Genomic DNA, 18,701 nt, shown 5'->3' with positions numbered 1-18,701 from the left:
AATTTTAGTTAATTTTAATTATTTATAAAATATTGATCATCAAATAAAATCATCTCTACTTTATTCTATAATTTAATTTTACCCAAGCCAACTATTAGATTCAAAGCAACAATTAAATTTCCTTTCTTTTCATATTCACCATCAAAATTTTTACCGAATGAAAATGTAAGTCGTTGGTTTTTTGCCAATTCGTATTCAAAATTAAGAAGATATTTCCATGAAGATTCAAAGTCAGATTTATTTAGAATACTCCTATACATACACTCTCCACTCATTAGGAATTTCTCATCAAGTAGTTTTAACACTAATCTTGATCCCATATCTAAAGTATGAAGATTTTCTTTTTTCAGTGCTAGATTTGCTAATGGAGAATCCGGATTGTATAAATATCTTCCCATAAAAATCAATGTTGAAGAATGTTTCTCCCAATTATATCCACCTGTAACCCAACCTCCTACTTTTGTAACTTTTGAATTATTAAATTTATTATTATTAAAATCTAAAACTGTTCCCATTGATATATCCAGAAAAAAACCATAGCGTTCTAATTTAAGATTTTCAATATCTTTTCTGATTTTATTATCTAACTGTATATTCTCTATATTATGTTTTTCTTCTAAATATGAAATGCGTTTACCTTCATTAATAGTTATTTCGGTAATCTTAGCATCTGTCTCTAGATATTCTAGACCTTTTGTATCTCTAATATTTTTCAATTTTTGTAATAGAATCATTTTTTCATTATAATACCTCAATAAATCTGCATCATTTTCTATAAACTCAATTCTTTTTTGTTTAATTAAATGATATTTATATATTTCAGATAAGATATCTTCAGTTTCTTTATTAAAATCCCCCCTTACTATGGAGAATTTTGTTCCAATACCCATTTTTGACTTCTCCTCAATATTTGCATCTTCATCTTCTTTCAAATTTTTAAAACCAAATGAAATTATAAAGCTTTGTTTAAAAGTTTCATTAAATTTTGAATTATCAATTAAATTTTGATACTTGCCATTCAACTTAAACGGTGCTACATCTACAGCAAATGCCGCTGGTAAATTAGAAAAATTGTCTGATCCTTGTCTTAGAGAAATCATCAAACTTTTTAAATCTGTAGGTTTTTCAATGTCTGAATTTGCTATGCCTAATAAGTTTGCGCCTGGAGATGCCTGCGCACGTAAAACATCTAAATTTATCTCATCATCATCTTGACTAAAACACAAATGAGAAAACAAGAGTAAAATTAGAAGAACACTGAGTTTTATTGTTTTCATAATTTTTGATTTTAATAAAATGTCAAATAATATGTAAAGCTTGCTGTAGCCCCCTCATTTCCAACATCTACAGTATGCTTATCATCATAAAGAACTCTATTTTGTTGCATTATTTTAACCGTTAAAACAGTGTTATTATTTTCAGGAACTTGATTAGAATCTGTTATATCTGCCGCAATACAAAGTACATTTCCAATTAAATCACTACAAATCCCTAATATAATATTGTCGGTAGATGATTTTATAAATTTAACAGGCTCATTAGTTCTTAAAATTTTAATCTTTGCAGAACCAAATTGATTTTCACCACCAAAATAGATTGAAACAGTAACCTGAGAATTATCATTTGGTAAAAGAAGATTTTTAGTCACTACATAGTTACTGTCTTTTTCTGTGGAGCTTAATAAAGAATTATTTGTCATATTCATTTCCATAATCTTATAATTAAGGAGCTGTGTTTGAGCATTTAAAATTCTTACTGATTGATTTTTTTTTGTTTTCATGATTATTAGTTTTAAGGTTATTCTAATTTTTTAATTAGCCATTATTTTGATATTTTTTTATAACCGTATTAATTATTGCTTCAATAATTTTTTTGGCAAATAATGCAGATAATAAGCAATAGCATGTGAAAACAAAATAATCCATATAAGTTTCAAATTTTAAGATATTACTGTCTCCTGCTTTTAATATTAAAATGGAAAAAAATGATGCTATAATTCCAAAAAGAATACTTGCTATAATCGTTTTATTTTCATTGTTTATGTCTTTCTTCAAATCTTCTAACTGAGCATTCACTTTCTTCAGCTCTTCTCCAATCTGGTTACTGTCATTCGTTGCTTCGGTAATAGTTTCTGCTTTATCTACCAATTTTTTTGTTGTTTCTAAAATATCTTTCAGATAGGTATAAAAATTACTTGCATAACCACCCAATATGCCACAAACAATAATAATTACACATACTAATAAAGGGGTATTATTTCCGAAAACAACCTTCATATATTTTAAAATGTCCTCATTTTTTTTATTTTGAAGAGCTTTGTATTCATCATAATTGACTTTGAAATTTTCTTCCAGTAAAGTTTTAAGATTTGCGTTTGTGGAATCTTTCTTCAGCTCTAAAATTTTTGTGTTTTGAGTTTTAAGCAAATTTGAAATTTTGGCTAAATCCAAAGAATCTTGTTTTTCAATTAGCCCTTTCTTTGCAATAAAAACTTTTGATTCACAACTTCGTCCTCCATAATAATATATGTACAGACTCCCCATAACAAATACACAAAGTATCAGAATAGTAATCCACATTTGTTTTTTTTCATTTAAAGTTTTCATAGCTATTAATTTTTAAGTTGTTCATCAAAGTTCCTTTAAAAACAAATCTCTGTCAATTACACAAAAGGGTGATTTAAAATAAAAACAGCACCATAAAATGATGCTGCCTGTGTTTAATATTTAAAATTTCTTATAAATCGATTCTGAAAAACAGATGTGTTCCGTTTTCTGTAGTGACTTCGCAGTGTCCGTTTTGTTCCTGCATTCTCCGTTTCATATTTCGAAGTCCGTTTCCTTCTGATTTTTCGTGATTAATTCCTATTCCGTTGTCGGAGATTTTCATCATGAATTCTTTGTCTTTCTGGATGAACGACAATTTAATCTGATTGGACTGGCTGTGTTTGTAAGCATTGTTTAGGGCTTCTTTTAAGCATAGAAATAAATTTCGTCTCTGTTCTGTAGTGATTACTGTTTCCAAAACAACGTTTTCACTTTCTGTAAGCAGGAGAATTTTTGTTTTCTTCAAAAAATTTTGTGCATACATCTTTGAATAATCGATGAAGCTTCCCAAAGTATCGTTTCCTGAATTGAGGCTCCAAAGCATTTCCCTCATGGAAAGATTCATTTCTTCGGAGGTTTTCAGGAGTTCGTCGATGTCATTTTTCAGATCATCATTTTCTGCCCGTTGTTTTAAAAATTCTGCCTGCAATTTTAACGCTGAAATTCCTGCACCGAGATCATCGTGCATATCGTGGGAAATTCTTTCCCGCTCTGCTTCAATTGATTTTTGTTTTTCGAGTTCTTTTTGGAGGAGCTGGTTGTGGTGTTCGGATTGTTGGAGTTGGTTTTCTTTAATTATCATTTGCTGCTTTCTCTTGTAATTTATTACAACAAAAAGCATAAAAACGAGCAACAACAAAACGAGCAATGTAGCTGAAATATATAATGTAATTACAGATTTATCTAAATAAAGTATTGCACTCATTTGTTTTTGTACATTAATACTAGTTTTAAAAAAATTGCATACGTAACAATATTTACACTAGCAAAGAAGATTCGAAGATTTTGCATGAATTCTTTATCCTCATCTTGAAAATAAAATCTGGGAATTGTTCTAAAGAGATACATTAAACACCAAAGCAACATTGCTGTTCCATACCAGAAAAAAGGAATACTTTGTATTTTTTGCTGTCCAAATTTTTCCCTTTCCATGATTAAATAAAAACCATACAAACAGGCTATGATAACATAAAAACAACTTATAATACCACAGAAATCACTGTATTGCGAGAGACAATACTTGTTAAATGTCAAGATCAAGAAAAGGGAAATAATTCCGTAAGATAAAAGAAACTTACTTTGCTTAAAGTGGATTTGAAAAAAGTAATAAACGTAAGTTATATTAAGAATATCCAATAAAAAATAAAGACCTGTGAGATTACTTTGATTTAAAAACTTAGCAAAATATACAATACATTCAATACCAAAAATTATTGTAAAATTCAGATATAAATAATTATTTCCTATTCCATCAGCTTTTTTTGCACATGACAAAATAGTTATAATTAATAAAATTGAGTAGTACAAATATATCAGTAAATCTAAGGCCATTGTTGACCACGATTAAAATATTCGTCATTTCCATTAATTTCTGCTATTCCAGCAAAACTAAGTTTATTACCATAAACAGTTGAAAACATAGATATTTTTGTAGGATTTCTTTGAGCTATGTCTTTTGCATACTTAAGCTCATCAACGATGTGTCGTGTTGCACCTAAACCCTTAGAAGCTATTTTACTATCAAATCTAGAATGAAAAGTTGTCACAGCAGTTTCAAAATCAGTGGGTTCTACTTTTATAAAAAATTCATTTTCTAAAATATAAAAAGAGTCGTCTTGATAATAGTTATCTTCAACGGCATCTGATTTACTAAATCTAATTCCCAAACCATATTGAGATGATGAAGTAAGAACAAAATAATTATAAATAAAATCATAACTACTATTATCATTGATAACTCTCAAAAAACTGTTAGGTCGGATTACAATAGGATTCTTTGGCAACGGATCAATTGCAAAAGTACGATCAAATTTGTTTTTCATACCGTTAAAGTCCACAGAACTTATTGGTTGATAAGCAAATTTAGCCTTAAAATTTTTTAGTGCTTTCAACAAATCTTCATTAATCTTACCTAAAGCTAATTCATTCGAATTACTAATATAAATTTCTTCTAGTTCATTGATATTATTTTTAATCAATTGTGAAACCTCTACCTGTGTATAAATTCTCTTTCCCATAATTCTCAGTTTTTAAAATGGTTAAACTTATTAATAGCCTCCACTTTGTTGTTAACGTGGAGTTTTCTGTAAATGTTTCCGACGTGCTTTTTCACGGTATCGATACTTATGAATTTTTTATCGGCGATTTCTTTGTAGAGCAATCCTTGAGATAAAAGTTCCAGTACTTCTTTTTCTCTTTCCGTAAGTTCATCATACCCTTGTATTTCTGGGAGTTTTCTTTCGAAGTGGCTGAGAACTTTTCGGGCAATCGAGAAACTCATGGGAGCCCCGCCGTTGTATACATCTCTTATTGAGGAAAGGATCTTATCCATGCTTTCGCCTTTTACAAGGTAGCCCATTGCGCCGGCTTTTAAAGAATTGAAGACTTTTTCGTCATCTTCAAAACTAGTACACATGATAAACTGCGTTTGAGGCAATCCCTTCCTAAGCTTTTCGATAATTTCAATACCGAGCATATCCTGTAGCTGAATATCCATCATTACCACATCCGGAGAAAGGTCAGAAAGATTTTTTAATGCTTCATTTCCATCAAAAAACTGCGCAACGACTTTCATGTCATCCTGATAATTGATGACTTTCTTCAACGCATTGTTGTAGTTTTTTTCGTCTTCTACTATGGCTATGGAAATGCTCATGTCGGTTATTTTGTTTAAGACAAATTTCAACAGAAAACAAAACAAAGTCAATTACCCTTTTGTGTAATATTCAGAGTTTGAGTTCATGGCTTTTGGTTTAGTTTTTGTTTTTACTAAATTTAGTGAAAATTATTTTACAAACGAAAATATTTAACAATCAATACCTTAAAAAAATTAACATCATGAAAAATGTACTTTTGATCGCTATTTCAGCGATTTCTTTGTCGTTGATAAGCTGCAAAAAAAGTGAAGAAGGGAATAAAAGTGTGCTGAAAACTAATAATTCAGGTCCCATTTTGGCAGATAATGGCAAAATAGACTCAACGGTAAGCTATGATACAGATATTAACGGAAAGAAAAGTATAAAGACAGATTATGTGTATAAAGCTACCGACGGAAGTCTCGCAAAAGTTGTTTTTAATTACCCGGAAAAAACAATGAGTATAAGAAGCAATAATAAGACTTTCATCCTGAATAAAGTAGAATCCAACGGCAGTGAAACCGTCTACGAAAAAATGGATATGAAAGCTACTGTGAAAAAAGACAGCCTGATCCTGAATCAGGGGAACAATATCATCCAGCTTGTAAAAACCAAAATATAATGCATAAAAAACCGCTCAGTAATCTGAACGGTTTTTATTTTTATATCTGATGAATATTATTCTTCAGTTTTTTCTTCTGTAGAATCTGCAGCTTCAGCCGTTGGCTCAGCAGCTTTTTCTTCTACTACAGGAGCTTCAGCTACTACAGCTTCTTTCTTAGCTGTTGCAGATCTTCTGCTTCTTCTTGTCGCTTTTTTCTCTTCCGCATTCGGATTGTAAAGCTCGTTGAAGTCTACCAATTCGATAAGAGCAGTATCAGCAGCATCACCTGGTCTGAATCCTGTCTTGATGATTCTTGTATAACCACCGTTTCTCTCAGCGATTTTTGGAGCTACCGTTCTGAACAATTCAGCAACTGCTTCTTTATTTTGAAGATATGAAAAAACAATTCTTCTGTTGTGTGTAGTATCTTCTTTTGCTTTTGTTAATAGAGGCTCAACATATACTCTTAAAGCTTTAGCTTTAGCAACAGTAGTGTTGATTCTTTTATGCTCAATTAGAGAACAAGCCATATTAGAAAGCATAGCACTTCTGTGAGAAGCTGTTCTTCCTAAGTGATTGAATTTTTTACCGTGTCTCATTATTAATTATTTATCAGCGTCTAACTTATATTTTGCAACGTCGAAACCGAAGTTAAGACCTTTTGAATGCACTAATTCTTCTAGTTCTGTCAAAGATTTTTTACCAAAATTTCTGAATTTCATCAAATCAGACTTACTGTAAGAAACCAATTCTCCAAGAGTTTCCACTTCAGCCGCTTTCAGACAGTTTAGGGCTCTTACGGAAAGATCCATATCTGCTAATTTAGACTTAAGTAATTGTCTTGTATGAAGAGTTTCCTCATCATATTGGATAGATGCTTTTACAGCTTCCGTTTCAAGCGTGATTCTCTCATCAGAGAACAGCATGAAGTGATAAATTAATATCTTAGAAGCTTCTGTTAAAGCATTCTGAGGACTGATAGATCCGTCAGTTTCTATATCTAATACAAGTTTTTCGTAGTCTGTTTTTTGCTCTACACGATAATTTTCAATGCTATACTGTACTTTCTTGATTGGCGTGAAAATAGAGTCAATCGCAATTGTACCTACAGGTGCATTGTTTGACTTATTTTGTTCAGAAGGAACATACCCTCTTCCTTTTTCTATATTGAAAGTAATTTCGAAAGTTACATCACTGTTCAGGTTGCAGATCACCAAATCCGGGTTAAGAACCTCAAATCCGTTGACAGACTTACCTAAATCACCAGCAGTAATAACCGTTTGACCTGAAACTTTAGCAACAACCTGCTCATTCGATTGGTTTTCTGCCGTAGCTTTTAATCTTACCTGCTTAAGGTTAAGAATAATTTCGGTAACATCTTCGATTACTCCTGGAATAGTTGAAAATTCGTGCTCTACACCTTCTATTTTGATAGATGAAATAGCATAACCTTCCAGAGAAGAAAGCAACACTCTTCTCAAAGCATTACCGATTGTAAGCCCGAAACCTGGTTCTAGTGGTCTGAATTCGAATTGACCTCTAAATTCATCAGAGTTAAGTAAAATTACTTTATCGGGTTTTATGAATTGTAAAATTGCCATATTATTGGGTTGAGCAAAAATTTGATTAAAAAATTATTTAGAGTAAAGTTCGACGATAAGCTGTTCCTTGATGTCTTCCGGAATTTGGATTCTCTCAGGAGCAGAAACGAAAGTACCTTCTTTCTTCTCATCGTTGAATTGTAACCACTCATAATTTGCTTTAGAAGCTAATGCATTTGTAACCACTTCAAGAGATTTAGACTTTTCTCTTACTGCAATTACATCACCTGCTTTAAGCAAATAAGATGGAATATTTACCAGCTCACCGTTCACAGTAATGTGTCTGTGAGAAACAAGCTGTCTAGCAGCAGATCTTGTTTTAGCAAAACCTAATCTGTATACTACGTTATCCAATCTGGATTCGCAAAGTTGTAATAGAACTTCACCTGTTACCCCTTTACTTCTGTGTGCTTTGTCGAATAAGTTAGCAAACTGTCTTTCTAAAATACCGTAAGTATATTTAGCTTTTTGCTTTTCAGCCAACTGAACTGCGTATTCAGATTTTTTAGCACCTCTTCTTTTGTTAGGACCGTGTTGTCCTGGCGGTTGGTTTTTTCTTTTCTCGAAGTTTTTGTCATCTCCGTAGATTGCAGCACCAAACTTTCTAGCAATCTTAGTTTTAGGTCCAATATATCTTGCCATAATGGGTAAATTCTAAAAATTAAACTCTTCTTCTTTTTGGTGGTCTACATCCATTGTGCGGCATAGGAGTCACATCAATGATTTCGCTAACTTCAATTCCTGAATTGTGGATGGATCTGATTGCAGATTCTCTACCTGCACCCGGACCTTTCACAAACACCTTTACTCTTCTTAATCCAGCTTCGTGAGCTACAGCAGAGCAATTTTCAGCTGCCATCTGAGCAGCAAATGGAGTATTCTTTTTAGAACCTCTGAAACCCATTTTACCGGCAGAAGCCCAAGAGATAACCTCTCCGTTTTTATTTGTTAAAGAAATGATGATGTTATTGAAAGAAGCCTGAATATGAGCTTCACCAATAGCTTCAACTTTTACTTTTCTTTTCTTAACTACTTTAGTTTGTTTTGCCATAATTCCTAACGATTATTTACTAGCTTTTTTCTTGTTAGCAACAGTTTTTCTCTTTCCTTTACGGGTTCTAGAGTTGTTTTTCGTTCTCTGGCCTCTTAAAGGTAATCCAAGTCTGTGACGTATTCCTCGTTGGCATCCTATGTCCATTAATCTCTTAATGTTCAATTGCACTTCAGATCTTAATTCTCCTTCTACTTTTACGTTTTCAGAGATGTATGTTCTGATTGCAGCCAATTCATCGTCATTCCATTCGTTGACTTTCTTGTCTTCGCTGATACCGGCAGCTTTAAGGATTTCTGAAGCAGTGCTTCTTCCCACCCCGTAGATGTAAGTTAAACCGATAACGCCTCTTTTGTTTTTTGGTAAATCAATACCTGAAATTCTCGCCATAATTTAATTTTAGCCTTGTCTTTGTTTAAATTTTGGGTTCTTTTTGTTGATTACGAATAGTACACCTTTTCTGCGTACGATTTTGCAATCAGCGCTTCTTTTTTTAATTGATGCTCTTACTTTCATTTTGATAGTATTTATTTTTTAACAATAGCCAAATGGAACGGATGCTCCATTTGGCAGATTGTTTTAATATCTAAATGTAATTCTCCCTTTCGTTAAGTCATAGGGAGACATTTCTAATTTTACCTTATCACCGGGTAAAAGTTTAATATAATGCATTCGCATTTTACCCGAAATATGAGCGATGAGTACATGCCCATTTTCAAGCTCTACACGGAACTGAGCGTTCGAAAGTGCTTCCGTAATAACGCCGTCTTGTTCAATATGTTTTTGTTTCGCCATAAATTAATATCCAGTCGTTCTTGACAATTTAGACTGCATTAAGCCATCATAATGATGGTTCAGCAGATAAGTATTAATCTGTTGAACGGTATCTAAAATTACTCCCACCATAATCAATAGTGATGTTCCCCCGAAAAATAGGGCAAACGCATCTGTCTGAACAAAGGTTCCATGCACAATTGCCGGAAGGATTGCAAAGATAGACAAAAATATTGCACCCGGCAAGGTAATTTTTGATAAAATATCATCTAAATAATCAGCCGTCTCTTTTCCCGGTCTTACTTTCGGTACTAAACCTCCGTTTCTCTTCAAATCATCAGCCATCTGGTTCACCGGAATTGTAATTGCAGTATAGAAAAACGAGAAGATAATAATTAATAGCGCGAACAATACATTGTACTGCCAGCTAAAAACATTCTTGAAACCTGCAAGAAAAGTATTGGACTCATCTACTTTCGTTAATAAACCAGGTACGAACATCAATGCCTGAGCAAAGATAATCGGCATTACACCGGCTGCATTCACTTTCAATGGAATCCACTGTCTCGCTCCCTGCATAAGATTTCTGTTTACACCTCCTCTTGCCTGAGCTCTGCTTACATACTGGATTGGAATTTTTCTTACTGCAACAGATAATACTACTGCAAGAAGAACCACCAACATCCAGAAAATTACTTCAATAAGGATCATGATAGATCCCATACCTCCTTTTCCGTTCTGCACTGCCATTTCCTGAACGAATGCTTCCGGTAATCTTGAAAGAATCCCCACCATAATAAGGATAGAGATACCGTTTCCGATACCTTTGTCGGTGATTTTTTCACCTAACCACATTGCGAATACTGAACCGGCAACCAAAATAACAATACTTGGTAACCAGAACATAATAGAATTTGGCTCTACATAATATGCAGATGAGAACTGAGCATACGGTAAAAACAACTGAGTGATCGATGTTAAATAAGAAGGTGCCTGTACAAGACAAACTCCGATTGTTAACCATCTTGTGATCTGGTTCAATGTATTTCTACCAGACTCTCCATCTTTCTGAAGCTTCTGAAGATAAGGAATAGCCATTCCCATCAACTGAACAATAATAGAAGCAGAAATATAAGGCATGATACCTAACGCCATTACGGAAGCGTGGCTGAAAGCTCCCCCCGTAAACGACGAAAGCAAGCCAAGGAGACCTGCTCCTTGCTTGTTACCGCCTTGATTTTTATAATGCTCTAAGAGATCTCCTACTTCCGCAAGGTTAATTGCAGGTAATGAGATATAAGATGCGAATCTATACACAAGGATAATTCCTAAAGTAAAGAGAATTTTATCTCTTAGTTCTTTAAGACTCCAAATATTTTTGAGGGTTTGTATAAATTCTTTCATTAGTGATTATTATAAGGTAATTGCTTTTCCACCTGCTTTAGCGATAAGCTCTTCAGCAGATTTAGTGAATTTGTCAGCAGAGATTGAAACCGCAGATTTCAATTCTCCTCTACCCATAATTTTCACTAATTCGTTTTTAGTAATTAAACCATTCTCAATCATAACTTCTCTTGTAATATCTCCTGTGATAGATTTATTTTCAATTAAAGTCTGGATTGTATCCAGGTTTACTCCTCTAAACTCTTTTCTGTTTACGTTTTTGAATCCGAATTTCGGTAATCTTCTTTGTAAAGGCATCTGACCTCCTTCAAAACCGATTTTCTGAGAATAACCAGCTCTTGCTTTCTGTCCTTTGTGACCTTTTGTAGAAGTACCACCTTTTCCGCTACCTTGTCCTCTACCAATTCTTTTTGAATTGAAAGTAGATCCTGCAGCTGGCTTTATGTTGTTTAAATTCATTTTAAAATTATTTTAAAAATTATTTTTGAACTTCAAGTAAGTGACTAACTGCAGCTATCATTCCTAAGATAGAAGGAGTAGCTTCGTGTTCTACAACTTGGTGAAGTTTCTTAAATCCTAATGCTTCAAGCGTTCTCTTTTGGGTTTTTGTTCTTCCAATAGCGCTTCTTACTTGCTTTACTTTGATTGTTGCCATTGTTTTATATATTAACCGTTAAACACTTTACTTAGAGAAACTCCTCTCATTCTAGCGATTTCTTCAGGTCTTCTGATGTCCAATAACGCTTTGAAAGTAGCTTTCACCACGTTGTGAGGGTTAGAAGATCCTTTAGATTTTGAAAGGATATCGTGAATACCAGCAGACTCCAATACCGCTCTTACCGCACCTCCGGCGATAAGACCTGTACCGTGAGAAGCAGGTCTTAAGAAGATATCTGCACCTCCGTATCTGGCTGTAGTCTGGTGAGGAATTGTGTGGTTCATTACAGGAACTTTCACAAGGTTTTTCTTAGCGTCTTCCACTGCTTTAGCAATTGCAGAAGCAACCTCTTTAGATTTTCCTAATCCGTAACCGATAACTCCATCTTCGTTACCTACAACTACGATAGCAGAGAATCCGAAAGCTCTACCTCCTTTAGTTACTTTTGTTACTCTGTTAACAGCTACGAGACGATCTTTAAGTTCTAATCCTCCCGGTTTTACTCTTTCTATATTATCTAGTCCTAACATATTTTCCGAAATTTAATGATTAGAATTTAAGTCCACCTTCTCTCGCACCATCAGCAAGAGCTTTTACTCTTCCGTGATATACGAATCCGTTTCTATCAAATACAATATTTTCGATTCCTGCAGCGATAGCTTTAGCAGCAATAGCTTTACCTACAGCAGCAGAAACTTCAGTCTTAGTTCCGTTAGCGTCAACTCCTTTCTCTCTTGAAGAAGCAGAAGCCAAAGTTTTTCCACTGTTATCGTCGATTAACTGAGCGTAAATTTCCTTATTACTTTTGTATACAGATAATCTTGGCAATTCAGAAGATCCGGAGATTTTTCCTCTTACTCTTCTTTTGATTCTTATTCTTTTTTCTAATTTACTTAATGCCATAATACTTATAATTTATTAAGCAGATTTACCAGCTTTACGTCTAACAATTTCTCCTACGAATCTTACCCCTTTACCTTTGTATGGTTCAGGCTTTCTGAAAGAACGGATCTTTGCAGCTACCATCCCTAGAAGTTGGTTGTCGTGAGACGTTAAAGTAATAATTGGGTTTTTACCTTTTTCAGTCAATGTATCTACTTTTACTTCGTTTGGAAGCTCAAGCACGATACCGTGAGAGAATCCTAAAGCCAACTCAAGTTTTTGACCTGCGTGAGAAGCTCTGTATCCTACCCCTACTAATTCCAGTTTCTTTTCGAAACCTGTGTTTACACCAACAATCATGTTGTTGATTAACGCTCTGTATAAACCGTGAAGCGCTTTGTGTTGTTTAGCATCAGATGGTCTGTTTACATTCAGTTCTCCATCTTTCTGTTCTATAGTAATTCCTGCTGTAAGCTCCTGAGAAAGTTCTCCTTTAGGACCTTTTACAGTTACCACACCATCTTTTTCAGTGATAGTAACTCCTGCTGGAACTGTTATAATTGCTTTACCAATTCTTGACATTTTCCTGTGATTAAAAATTAATAAACATAGCAGATTACTTCACCGCCTACTTTTTCTTCTCTAGCTTTCTTGTCAGTCATTACTCCTTTAGAAGTAGAGATGATAGAAATACCCAAACCGTTTAGTACTCTTGGAAGTTCTCCTGAACCTTTGTACTGTCTCAAACCTGGTCTAGAAGCTCTTTGAATAGACTTGATAGCTGGTTTGTTGGTTTGCTTATCGTACTTTAAAGCGATTTTAATCGTACCCTGAACAGCGCTATCTTCAAACTTGTAGTTTAAGATATACCCCTGATCGAATAAGATCTTAGTAATCTCCTTTTTGATTTTCGATGCAGGAATTTCCACCACTTTGTGGCCTGCGCTTTGTGCGTTCCTTACTCTTGTTAGGAAATCTGAAATTGGATCTGTTACCATTTTTCTTTTATAAATTATTGGTTAAAGAACAATCAGTATTGTAAGGACTTGAAGAGTAAAATATCAGACCTCAGAAATCTCGGTCTGATATTTTTATCTTTAGTATCCAGACAACTTAATTGTCCCGATTTTTAATTAGTAATTATTACCAACTAGCTTTTTTAACTCCCGGGATAAGACCGTTGTTTGCCATTTCTCTGAAAGTTACTCTGGAAATACCGAACGTTCTCATGTATCCTCTTGGTCTACCTGTTAGTTTACATCTGTTGTGTAATCTTACAGGAGAAGCATTTTTAGGCAATTTTTGAAGTCCTTCGTAATCACCAGCTTCTTTAAGAGCCTGTCTTTTAGCAGCGTATTTAGCAACTAGTGCTTCTCTTTTGCGCTCACGCGCTTTCATTGATTCTTTAGCCATTTCTTAGTTCTTTTTAAATGGTAAACCGAAGTGAGTTAATAATGCTTTTGCTTCTTTATCTGTTTTCGCAGTAGTCACAAAAGTGATGTCCATCCCCTGGATTTTTTTCACTTTGTCGATTACGATCTCAGGGAAGATGATCTGCTCAGTGATCCCTAAGTTGTAGTTTCCTCTACCGTCGAAACCATCAGCCTTGATTCCAGAGAAATCTCTGATTCTTGGCAAAGCAGAAGAAGTTAATCTGTCTAAGAACTCATACATTTTATTCGCTCTAAGAGTAACTTTAGCACCTACAGGCATTCCTTTTCTCAATTTGAAAGCAGCTTCGTCTTTCTTAGAGATCGTACCTACAGCCTTCTGACCAGTGATATTCGTTAATTCTTCAACAGCATAATCGATGATTTTTTTGTCTGCTGTAGCATCTCCTAAACCTTGAGATAAAACAATTTTCTCTAATCTAGGTACCTGCATTACAGATTTGTATCCGAATTCTTTCATCATTGCAGGAACAATCGTTTCTTTATATGCTTTTTTGGGTCTTGCTATATATTCCATGTGTTATTTAAAATTATAAAGTTTCACCCGTTTTTTTGTTGATTCTTACTTTCTTATCTCCTTCGATTTTGTAACCTACTTTGATAGCTTTTCCGTCTTTTCCAACTAAAGCTACGTTTGAGATATGAATAGAAGCTTCTCTTTCAACGATTCCTCCTTGAGGATTTGAAGCTGAAGGCTTAACGTGTTTTTTAACGATATTAAGTCCTGCAACAACTACTCTAGGGTCTTTTCCTTCTTTTTTGATCACTTCAATAACTTCACCTGTACCACCTTTAAGACCTTTCTTACCTGTAGTTACGATTACGTTATCTCCTCTTTTTATTTTTAACTTTGACATTTTTTTACAATTTTAAATATTAAAGTACTTCAGGAGCTAATGAAATGATTTTCATATATTCTTTGTCTCTCAACTCACGAGCAACTGGTCCGAAAACACGAGTTCCTCTCATTTCTCCCGCTGCGTTTAGCAATACACAAGCATTGTCTTCGAATTTGATGTATGAACCATCTTTTCTTCTAACTGCTTTTTTAGTTCTTACTACTACAGCTTTAGATACCTGACCTTTTTTAGCGTTTCCTGATGGTGTAGAATCTTTGATAGTAACAACGATTTTATCACCAACTGAAGCATATCTTCTTCTGGTTCCTCCCAGAACTCTGATAACCAATACTTCTTTAGCACCTGTGTTATCAGCAACTTTTAATCTTGATTCTGTTTGTAACATTATTACTTAGCTTTTTCAATGATTCTTACTAATCTCCATCTCTTGTTCTTGCTCAAAGGTCTAGTTTCCTGGATTAAAACTGTATCTCCTTCTGCGCATTCGTTGTTCTCGTCGTGTGCAGTATATTTTTTCGTTTTTAATACGAATTTACCGTACATCGGGTGCTTTACTCTCGTAGTTTCACTAACAACAATAGTTTTTTCCATTTTATTGCTGGAAACCACTCCGATTCTTTCTTTTCTTAAATTTCTATCCATTTTAAAATGAAATTATTGTTTGTTAGTTAACTCAGTGTTTAGTCTAGCGATTGTTTTTCTCAAATCTCTGATTTGGATCGGGTTTTCAATTGGGCTGATTGCATGAGCCAATTTCAATTTAGAATATTGAGCTTTTGCTTCAGTTAATTGAGCTTGAATATCACCCGCGCTTAAATTTTTAATATCAGCTTTTTTCATTGTATTCAAAGATTAAAGAGGTTTAACAAAATCGTTAGCAACTACAAATTTAGTAACAACTGGTAATTTTTGTGCAGCAAGTCTTAAAGCTTCCTTAGCGATATCGTAAGGTACACCTCCGATTTCGAACATAATTTTACCTGGTTTTACTACAGCTACCCAATATTCCACAGCACCTTTACCTTTACCCATACGTACTTCCGCAGGTTTTTTAGTAATTGGCTTATCCGGGAAGATTTTGATCCATAGTTGACCTTCTCTCTTCATATATCTTGTCGCAGCGATACGAGCAGCTTCAATTTGTCTTGCAGTGATCCAAGCACCTTCTGTCGCCTTGATTCCGAAAGTTCCATAAGCAAGTTGACTACCTCTCTGGGCATTCCCCTTCATTTTCATCTTATGAACTCTACGGAACTTGGTTCTTTTTGGTTGTAACATAATTTCTAAATTTTAGATTTTAGATTTTAGATTTTAGATTTTTTTTATTTTAAAAAAGTAACGGTAATTTAAAATTCAAAATTTCTAATCTAAAATTTTAATTATTATTGTTATTGTTGTTGTTTTTTCTAGGTCTTCTGTTGTCTCTGTCTCCTCCTCTGTTATCTCTTCTGTCTGACTGACCTCCTTTTTTCTGTTGTCCCACTAATGGAGAAAGTTCTCTTTTACCGTAAACTTCGCCTTTCATGATCCAAACTTTTACCCCTAGTTTTCCGTACTGAGTAAGTGCTTCACCGATGTGGTAATCGATATCTGCTCTGAAAGTAGACAATGGAATTCTTCCTTCTTTGAAAGATTCTGATCTTGCCATTTCAGCTCCGTTCAATCTACCCGAGATCTGAACTTTGATACCTTCTGCTCCCATTCTCATTGTACCTGCCATCGCCATTTTAACAGCTCTTCTGTAAGAGATTCTGTTTTCAATCTGCTTAGCAATGCTGTCTGCAACTAATACTGCATCAAGCTCAGGTCTTTTGATTTCGAAGATGTTGATCTGAATATCCTTTTTAGTCAATTTTTTCAACTCTTCTTTCAGTTTATCAACTTCCTGACCTCCTTTACCGATGATAAGTCCCGGTCTAGCAGTAGTAATTGTAACTGTTACTAATTTTAATGTTCTTTCAATATAAATTCTTGAAATCCCACCTTTAGATAATCTAGCTTCAAGGTATCTTCTGATTTTGTAGTCTTCCGCGATTCTGTCTCCATAATCGTTTCCGCCAAACCAGTTAGAATCCCATCCTCTGATGATACCTAATCTGTTACCAATTGGATTTGTCTTCTGTCCCATACCTTGATTTAGTTTTCTTTATTACCTAAGATTAATGTAACGTGGTTAGATCTTTTTCTGATTCTGTACCCTCTACCTTGCGGAGCTGGTCTTAGTCTCTTCAATTGTCTTGCACTATCCACGAATATTTCTTTAACGATAAGGTTTGCTTCCTCGATGTCAGCCCCTTCGTTTTTCACTTGCCAGTTAGCAATTGCAGAAAGAAGTAATTTTTCTAATTTGTTAGAAGCTTCTTTCTTAGAATATTTAAGGATATAAAGAGCTTTATCTACTTGCTCTCCTCTAATGATATCAGCAACTAATCTCATTTTTCTCGGAGAAGATGGGCAGTTATTTAATGAAGCTTTAACAACGTCTTTGTTAGCTTCTTTTCTTGCGATTGCGCTATCTTGTTTTCTTGATCCCATGATTATCTGCTTCCTTTGTTTTTGTTACCACCATGACCTCTGAAAGATCTTGTTGGAGAAAATTCGCCTAACTTGTGACCAACCATGTTTTCTGTAACGTATACAGGGATAAAAGATTTCCCGTTGTGTACAGCAATAGTTTGTCCTACGAAGTCCGGAGAGATCATAGATGCTCTAGACCAAGTTTTGATAACTGTCTTCTTACCAGACTCTATATTTGCCTGAACCTTCTTATCTAAAGTATGATGAATGAACGGTCCTTTCTTAAGTGATCTTGCCATAATTATTTTCTTTTAGATACGATGTAACGGTTAGACACTTTGTTTTTCTTTCTAGTTTTGTAACCTTTAGCCGGTTTACCATTTCTAGATCTTGGGTGACCTCCAGAAGAACGTCCTTCACCACCTCCCATTGGGTGATCTACAGGGTTCATTACTACCGCTCTTGTTCTTGGTCTTCTACCTAACCATCTGCTTCTACCAGCTTTACCTGATACAGTTAATTGGTGATCAGAGTTAGAAACAGATCCAATCATTGCCATACATTCAGTAAGGATCATTCTGGATTCTCCTGAAGGCAATTTAATGATTGCATATTTTCCGTCTCTTGATGTTAATTGCGCTGAAGAACCAGCACTTCTTGCTAAAATAGCACCTTGACCTGGCTTCATTTCAACACAAGAAATTACAGTACCCAATGGAATATTTTTCAATTTCATTGCGTTACCTACGTTTGGTTCTACGCTTTCACCTGAAACTACTTTTTGATCTACTTTGATACCGTTTGGAGCGATGATGTATCTCTTCTCTCCGTCTGCGTACTCTAATAAAGCGATAAATGCAGTTCTGTTTGGATCGTATTCTACAGATTTTACAGTTGCTTCAACGTTTGCTTTGTTTCTTTTGAAGTCAATAATTCTGTATTTCTTTTTGTGTCCACCTCCGGTGTAACGCATGGTCATTTTACCTGTTTGGTTACGTCCACCTGACTTTTTAATACCAACTGTTAGAGATTTCTCTGGTTTGTTAGTAGTAATTTCCTCAAAATTGTTTACAATTCTGAATCTCTGTCCCGGGGTGATAGGTTTTAATTTTCTAACAGACATTACTATTATTTATAATTATAATTAATTTACAGCAAAAATATCGATAACCTCACCTTCAGCAAGTTTGATTACCGCTTTTTTCAATTTATTTGTCTTTCCTACTTGAAGACCTTTTTTAGTGTATTTCGAAGAAACCTTCGGAGCATAAATCATTGTATTAACGTCTGCTACTTTTACACCATAAGCCGCTTCTACAGCTTTCTTAATCTGGATTTTATTCGCCTTAGTATCTACCAAGAAAGAATAAGAACCTCTTAAATCTGTAAGGTAATTAGCCTTTTCTGAGATAACTGGTTTAATGATAATAGACATGAT

33 protein-coding genes are annotated in these 18,701 nt (G+C 34.4%); 1 reads left to right on the top strand and 32 read right to left on the bottom strand.

The features are described 5' to 3' along the window. Positions 1–65 precede the first annotated feature (65 nt). The 6 genes from KKI44_RS16520 to KKI44_RS16495 all read right to left on the bottom strand — a co-directional run bounded on the left by KKI44_RS16520 (position 66) and on the right by KKI44_RS16495 (position 5,481). The gene (locus KKI44_RS16520) at positions 66–1,277 is read right to left on the bottom strand and encodes a hypothetical protein (protein WP_214588348.1); all 1,212 of its coding nucleotides are present in this window, start codon (positions 1,275–1,277) and stop codon (positions 66–68) included. An 11-nt stretch (positions 1,278–1,288) separates the two neighbouring features. After that, positions 1,289–1,780, bottom strand: a complete 492-nt coding sequence (locus KKI44_RS16515; RefSeq protein WP_214588347.1) for a hypothetical protein — start codon at positions 1,778–1,780, stop codon at positions 1,289–1,291. A gap of 34 nt (positions 1,781–1,814) precedes the next feature. Continuing rightward, complete coding sequence (locus KKI44_RS16510) at positions 1,815–2,606, bottom strand: YEATS-associated helix-containing protein (RefSeq protein ID WP_214588346.1); 792 nt, start codon at positions 2,604–2,606, stop codon at positions 1,815–1,817. A gap of 130 nt (positions 2,607–2,736) precedes the next feature. Further along, on the bottom strand, positions 2,737–3,531 hold the full coding sequence (locus KKI44_RS16505; protein WP_214588345.1) for a sensor histidine kinase: 795 nt from the start codon (positions 3,529–3,531) through the stop codon (positions 2,737–2,739). A 616-nt stretch (positions 3,532–4,147) separates the two neighbouring features. Beyond that, positions 4,148–4,843, bottom strand: coding sequence for a hypothetical protein (locus KKI44_RS16500; protein WP_214588344.1), 696 nt, complete (start codon positions 4,841–4,843; stop codon positions 4,148–4,150). Between the two features lie 5 nt (positions 4,844–4,848). After that, on the bottom strand, positions 4,849–5,481 hold the full coding sequence (locus tag KKI44_RS16495) for a response regulator (RefSeq protein WP_214588343.1): 633 nt from the start codon (positions 5,479–5,481) through the stop codon (positions 4,849–4,851). Between the two features lie 182 nt (positions 5,482–5,663). Here KKI44_RS16495 and KKI44_RS16490 point away from each other — a divergent pair, with 182 nt between their 5' ends. Further along, positions 5,664–6,083 carry a hypothetical protein gene (locus KKI44_RS16490; RefSeq protein ID WP_214588342.1) on the top strand — a complete coding sequence of 140 codons (420 nt, stop codon included), beginning with the start codon at positions 5,664–5,666 and terminating at the stop codon, positions 6,081–6,083. 56 nt (positions 6,084–6,139) lie between these two features. On the opposite strand, the gene rplQ is transcribed toward KKI44_RS16490, so the two are convergent. The 26 genes from rplQ to rplW form a co-directional block, all read right to left on the bottom strand. Next, positions 6,140–6,664 carry a 50S ribosomal protein L17 gene (rplQ, locus tag KKI44_RS16485; protein ID WP_076391872.1) on the bottom strand — a complete coding sequence of 175 codons (525 nt, stop codon included), beginning with the start codon at positions 6,662–6,664 and terminating at the stop codon, positions 6,140–6,142. Between the two features lie 6 nt (positions 6,665–6,670). Then, positions 6,671–7,666, bottom strand: coding sequence for a DNA-directed RNA polymerase subunit alpha (locus tag KKI44_RS16480; protein WP_062162712.1), 996 nt, complete (start codon positions 7,664–7,666; stop codon positions 6,671–6,673). A 33-nt stretch (positions 7,667–7,699) separates the two neighbouring features. Beyond that, entirely contained in the window at positions 7,700–8,308 is a 609-nt protein-coding gene (rpsD, locus tag KKI44_RS16475) for a 30S ribosomal protein S4 (protein ID WP_029297746.1), read from the bottom strand. Between the two features lie 19 nt (positions 8,309–8,327). After that, the gene (rpsK, locus tag KKI44_RS16470; protein ID WP_002983263.1) at positions 8,328–8,717 is read right to left on the bottom strand and encodes a 30S ribosomal protein S11; all 390 of its coding nucleotides are present in this window, start codon (positions 8,715–8,717) and stop codon (positions 8,328–8,330) included. Between the two features lie 12 nt (positions 8,718–8,729). After that, positions 8,730–9,107, bottom strand: a complete 378-nt coding sequence (rpsM, locus tag KKI44_RS16465) for a 30S ribosomal protein S13 (RefSeq protein WP_076391870.1) — start codon at positions 9,105–9,107, stop codon at positions 8,730–8,732. A gap of 9 nt (positions 9,108–9,116) precedes the next feature. Beyond that, positions 9,117–9,233 carry a 50S ribosomal protein L36 gene (rpmJ, locus tag KKI44_RS16460; protein ID WP_007839480.1) on the bottom strand — a complete coding sequence of 39 codons (117 nt, stop codon included), beginning with the start codon at positions 9,231–9,233 and terminating at the stop codon, positions 9,117–9,119. Between the two features lie 63 nt (positions 9,234–9,296). Then, positions 9,297–9,512, bottom strand: coding sequence for a translation initiation factor IF-1 (infA, locus tag KKI44_RS16455; protein ID WP_055861802.1), 216 nt, complete (start codon positions 9,510–9,512; stop codon positions 9,297–9,299). Between the two features lie 3 nt (positions 9,513–9,515). Next, positions 9,516–10,895, bottom strand: coding sequence for a preprotein translocase subunit SecY (gene secY / locus KKI44_RS16450; RefSeq protein WP_072953559.1), 1,380 nt, complete (start codon positions 10,893–10,895; stop codon positions 9,516–9,518). Positions 10,896–10,904: 9 nt separating this feature from the next. Continuing rightward, a complete protein-coding gene (gene rplO / locus KKI44_RS16445; protein WP_214588341.1) occupies positions 10,905–11,354 on the bottom strand; it encodes a 50S ribosomal protein L15 in 450 nt (149 codons plus the stop codon). 19 nt (positions 11,355–11,373) lie between these two features. After that, the gene (rpmD, locus tag KKI44_RS16440; RefSeq protein WP_007839493.1) at positions 11,374–11,550 is read right to left on the bottom strand and encodes a 50S ribosomal protein L30; all 177 of its coding nucleotides are present in this window, start codon (positions 11,548–11,550) and stop codon (positions 11,374–11,376) included. A gap of 11 nt (positions 11,551–11,561) precedes the next feature. Beyond that, complete coding sequence (gene rpsE, locus KKI44_RS16435; protein WP_047401284.1) at positions 11,562–12,083, bottom strand: 30S ribosomal protein S5; 522 nt, start codon at positions 12,081–12,083, stop codon at positions 11,562–11,564. A gap of 19 nt (positions 12,084–12,102) precedes the next feature. Then, the gene (gene rplR, locus KKI44_RS16430) at positions 12,103–12,456 is read right to left on the bottom strand and encodes a 50S ribosomal protein L18 (RefSeq protein WP_100377194.1); all 354 of its coding nucleotides are present in this window, start codon (positions 12,454–12,456) and stop codon (positions 12,103–12,105) included. A 15-nt stretch (positions 12,457–12,471) separates the two neighbouring features. Continuing rightward, positions 12,472–13,017, bottom strand: coding sequence for a 50S ribosomal protein L6 (gene rplF, locus KKI44_RS16425; protein WP_087707999.1), 546 nt, complete (start codon positions 13,015–13,017; stop codon positions 12,472–12,474). 17 nt (positions 13,018–13,034) lie between these two features. Continuing rightward, a complete protein-coding gene (gene rpsH, locus KKI44_RS16420; protein ID WP_116095828.1) occupies positions 13,035–13,433 on the bottom strand; it encodes a 30S ribosomal protein S8 in 399 nt (132 codons plus the stop codon). 145 nt (positions 13,434–13,578) lie between these two features. Beyond that, positions 13,579–13,848: a 30S ribosomal protein S14 gene (gene rpsN / locus KKI44_RS16415; RefSeq protein WP_029297771.1), complete on the bottom strand. Its 270-nt coding sequence runs from the start codon at positions 13,846–13,848 to the stop codon at positions 13,579–13,581. A 3-nt stretch (positions 13,849–13,851) separates the two neighbouring features. Further along, positions 13,852–14,403, bottom strand: a complete 552-nt coding sequence (gene rplE, locus KKI44_RS16410) for a 50S ribosomal protein L5 (RefSeq protein WP_214588340.1) — start codon at positions 14,401–14,403, stop codon at positions 13,852–13,854. Positions 14,404–14,416: 13 nt separating this feature from the next. Next, positions 14,417–14,743: a 50S ribosomal protein L24 gene (gene rplX / locus KKI44_RS16405; protein WP_214588339.1), complete on the bottom strand. Its 327-nt coding sequence runs from the start codon at positions 14,741–14,743 to the stop codon at positions 14,417–14,419. A 19-nt stretch (positions 14,744–14,762) separates the two neighbouring features. Next, positions 14,763–15,131: a 50S ribosomal protein L14 gene (gene rplN / locus KKI44_RS16400; protein ID WP_007839504.1), complete on the bottom strand. Its 369-nt coding sequence runs from the start codon at positions 15,129–15,131 to the stop codon at positions 14,763–14,765. A gap of 2 nt (positions 15,132–15,133) precedes the next feature. Continuing rightward, positions 15,134–15,388: a 30S ribosomal protein S17 gene (rpsQ, locus tag KKI44_RS16395; protein WP_029297775.1), complete on the bottom strand. Its 255-nt coding sequence runs from the start codon at positions 15,386–15,388 to the stop codon at positions 15,134–15,136. 12 nt (positions 15,389–15,400) lie between these two features. Beyond that, positions 15,401–15,586, bottom strand: coding sequence for a 50S ribosomal protein L29 (gene rpmC, locus KKI44_RS16390; RefSeq protein ID WP_027381309.1), 186 nt, complete (start codon positions 15,584–15,586; stop codon positions 15,401–15,403). A gap of 12 nt (positions 15,587–15,598) precedes the next feature. After that, on the bottom strand, positions 15,599–16,024 hold the full coding sequence (rplP, locus tag KKI44_RS16385; RefSeq protein ID WP_214588338.1) for a 50S ribosomal protein L16: 426 nt from the start codon (positions 16,022–16,024) through the stop codon (positions 15,599–15,601). Positions 16,025–16,121: 97 nt separating this feature from the next. Beyond that, positions 16,122–16,874, bottom strand: a complete 753-nt coding sequence (rpsC, locus tag KKI44_RS16380; RefSeq protein ID WP_087708000.1) for a 30S ribosomal protein S3 — start codon at positions 16,872–16,874, stop codon at positions 16,122–16,124. A gap of 8 nt (positions 16,875–16,882) precedes the next feature. Next, positions 16,883–17,281, bottom strand: a complete 399-nt coding sequence (gene rplV / locus KKI44_RS16375) for a 50S ribosomal protein L22 (protein ID WP_050020604.1) — start codon at positions 17,279–17,281, stop codon at positions 16,883–16,885. Between the two features lie 2 nt (positions 17,282–17,283). After that, the gene (gene rpsS / locus KKI44_RS16370) at positions 17,284–17,562 is read right to left on the bottom strand and encodes a 30S ribosomal protein S19 (RefSeq protein ID WP_002983209.1); all 279 of its coding nucleotides are present in this window, start codon (positions 17,560–17,562) and stop codon (positions 17,284–17,286) included. A 2-nt stretch (positions 17,563–17,564) separates the two neighbouring features. Continuing rightward, positions 17,565–18,386, bottom strand: a complete 822-nt coding sequence (rplB, locus tag KKI44_RS16365) for a 50S ribosomal protein L2 (protein WP_027381305.1) — start codon at positions 18,384–18,386, stop codon at positions 17,565–17,567. Between the two features lie 21 nt (positions 18,387–18,407). Then, entirely contained in the window at positions 18,408–18,698 is a 291-nt protein-coding gene (gene rplW / locus KKI44_RS16360; protein ID WP_042720941.1) for a 50S ribosomal protein L23, read from the bottom strand. Positions 18,699–18,701 lie beyond the last annotated feature (3 nt).

This window comes from Chryseobacterium sp. ZHDP1, assembly GCF_018603435.1.
Lineage (GTDB): Bacteria > Bacteroidota > Bacteroidia > Flavobacteriales > Weeksellaceae > Chryseobacterium > Chryseobacterium indicum.
This window is presented reverse-complemented; position numbering and strand designations above follow the sequence as displayed.

Coding starts and splice junctions, on each gene's coding strand:
- rpmJ (WP_007839480.1), bottom strand. CDS start 9,233: ATGAAAGTAAGAGCATCAATTAAAAAAAGAAGCGCTGATTGCAAAATC.
- rpsH (WP_116095828.1), bottom strand. CDS start 13,433: ATGGTAACAGATCCAATTTCAGATTTCCTAACAAGAGTAAGGAACGCA.
- KKI44_RS16505 (WP_214588345.1), bottom strand. CDS start 3,531: ATGAGTGCAATACTTTATTTAGATAAATCTGTAATTACATTATATATT.
- KKI44_RS16500 (WP_214588344.1), bottom strand. CDS start 4,843: ATGGGAAAGAGAATTTATACACAGGTAGAGGTTTCACAATTGATTAAA.
- rplV (WP_050020604.1), bottom strand. CDS start 17,281: ATGGGATCAAGAAAACAAGATAGCGCAATCGCAAGAAAAGAAGCTAAC.
- rplW (WP_042720941.1), bottom strand. CDS start 18,698: ATGTCTATTATCATTAAACCAGTTATCTCAGAAAAGGCTAATTACCTT.
- rplE (WP_214588340.1), bottom strand. CDS start 14,403: ATGGAATATATAGCAAGACCCAAAAAAGCATATAAAGAAACGATTGTT.
- rplN (WP_007839504.1), bottom strand. CDS start 15,131: ATGTTACAAACAGAATCAAGATTAAAAGTTGCTGATAACACAGGTGCT.
- rplO (WP_214588341.1), bottom strand. CDS start 11,354: ATGAATTTAAACAACATAAAGCCAGCTGCAGGATCTACTTTCAATTCA.
- rpsD (WP_029297746.1), bottom strand. CDS start 8,308: ATGGCAAGATATATTGGACCTAAAACTAAGATTGCTAGAAAGTTTGGT.
- rpsS (WP_002983209.1), bottom strand. CDS start 17,562: ATGGCAAGATCACTTAAGAAAGGACCGTTCATTCATCATACTTTAGAT.
- rpsM (WP_076391870.1), bottom strand. CDS start 9,107: ATGGCGAGAATTTCAGGTATTGATTTACCAAAAAACAAAAGAGGCGTT.
- rpsQ (WP_029297775.1), bottom strand. CDS start 15,388: ATGGATAGAAATTTAAGAAAAGAAAGAATCGGAGTGGTTTCCAGCAAT.
- rpsK (WP_002983263.1), bottom strand. CDS start 8,717: ATGGCAAAACAAACTAAAGTAGTTAAGAAAAGAAAAGTAAAAGTTGAA.
- KKI44_RS16510 (WP_214588346.1), bottom strand. CDS start 2,606: ATGAAAACTTTAAATGAAAAAAAACAAATGTGGATTACTATTCTGATA.
- KKI44_RS16490 (WP_214588342.1), top strand. CDS start 5,664: ATGAAAAATGTACTTTTGATCGCTATTTCAGCGATTTCTTTGTCGTTG.
- rplQ (WP_076391872.1), bottom strand. CDS start 6,664: ATGAGACACGGTAAAAAATTCAATCACTTAGGAAGAACAGCTTCTCAC.
- infA (WP_055861802.1), bottom strand. CDS start 9,512: ATGGCGAAACAAAAACATATTGAACAAGACGGCGTTATTACGGAAGCA.
- rplR (WP_100377194.1), bottom strand. CDS start 12,456: ATGGCATTAAGTAAATTAGAAAAAAGAATAAGAATCAAAAGAAGAGTA.
- KKI44_RS16480 (WP_062162712.1), bottom strand. CDS start 7,666: ATGGCAATTTTACAATTCATAAAACCCGATAAAGTAATTTTACTTAAC.
- rplP (WP_214588338.1), bottom strand. CDS start 16,024: ATGTTACAACCAAAAAGAACCAAGTTCCGTAGAGTTCATAAGATGAAA.
- rplX (WP_214588339.1), bottom strand. CDS start 14,743: ATGTCAAAGTTAAAAATAAAAAGAGGAGATAACGTAATCGTAACTACA.
- secY (WP_072953559.1), bottom strand. CDS start 10,895: ATGAAAGAATTTATACAAACCCTCAAAAATATTTGGAGTCTTAAAGAA.
- KKI44_RS16520 (WP_214588348.1), bottom strand. CDS start 1,277: ATGAAAACAATAAAACTCAGTGTTCTTCTAATTTTACTCTTGTTTTCT.
- rplF (WP_087707999.1), bottom strand. CDS start 13,017: ATGTCAAGAATTGGTAAAGCAATTATAACAGTTCCAGCAGGAGTTACT.
- rpsC (WP_087708000.1), bottom strand. CDS start 16,874: ATGGGACAGAAGACAAATCCAATTGGTAACAGATTAGGTATCATCAGA.
- rpmD (WP_007839493.1), bottom strand. CDS start 11,550: ATGGCAACAATCAAAGTAAAGCAAGTAAGAAGCGCTATTGGAAGAACA.
- KKI44_RS16515 (WP_214588347.1), bottom strand. CDS start 1,780: ATGAAAACAAAAAAAAATCAATCAGTAAGAATTTTAAATGCTCAAACA.
- rplB (WP_027381305.1), bottom strand. CDS start 18,386: ATGTCTGTTAGAAAATTAAAACCTATCACCCCGGGACAGAGATTCAGA.
- rpsE (WP_047401284.1), bottom strand. CDS start 12,083: ATGTTAGGACTAGATAATATAGAAAGAGTAAAACCGGGAGGATTAGAA.
- KKI44_RS16495 (WP_214588343.1), bottom strand. CDS start 5,481: ATGAGCATTTCCATAGCCATAGTAGAAGACGAAAAAAACTACAACAAT.
- rpmC (WP_027381309.1), bottom strand. CDS start 15,586: ATGAAAAAAGCTGATATTAAAAATTTAAGCGCGGGTGATATTCAAGCT.
- rpsN (WP_029297771.1), bottom strand. CDS start 13,848: ATGGCTAAAGAATCAATGAAAGCGCGTGAGCGCAAAAGAGAAGCACTA.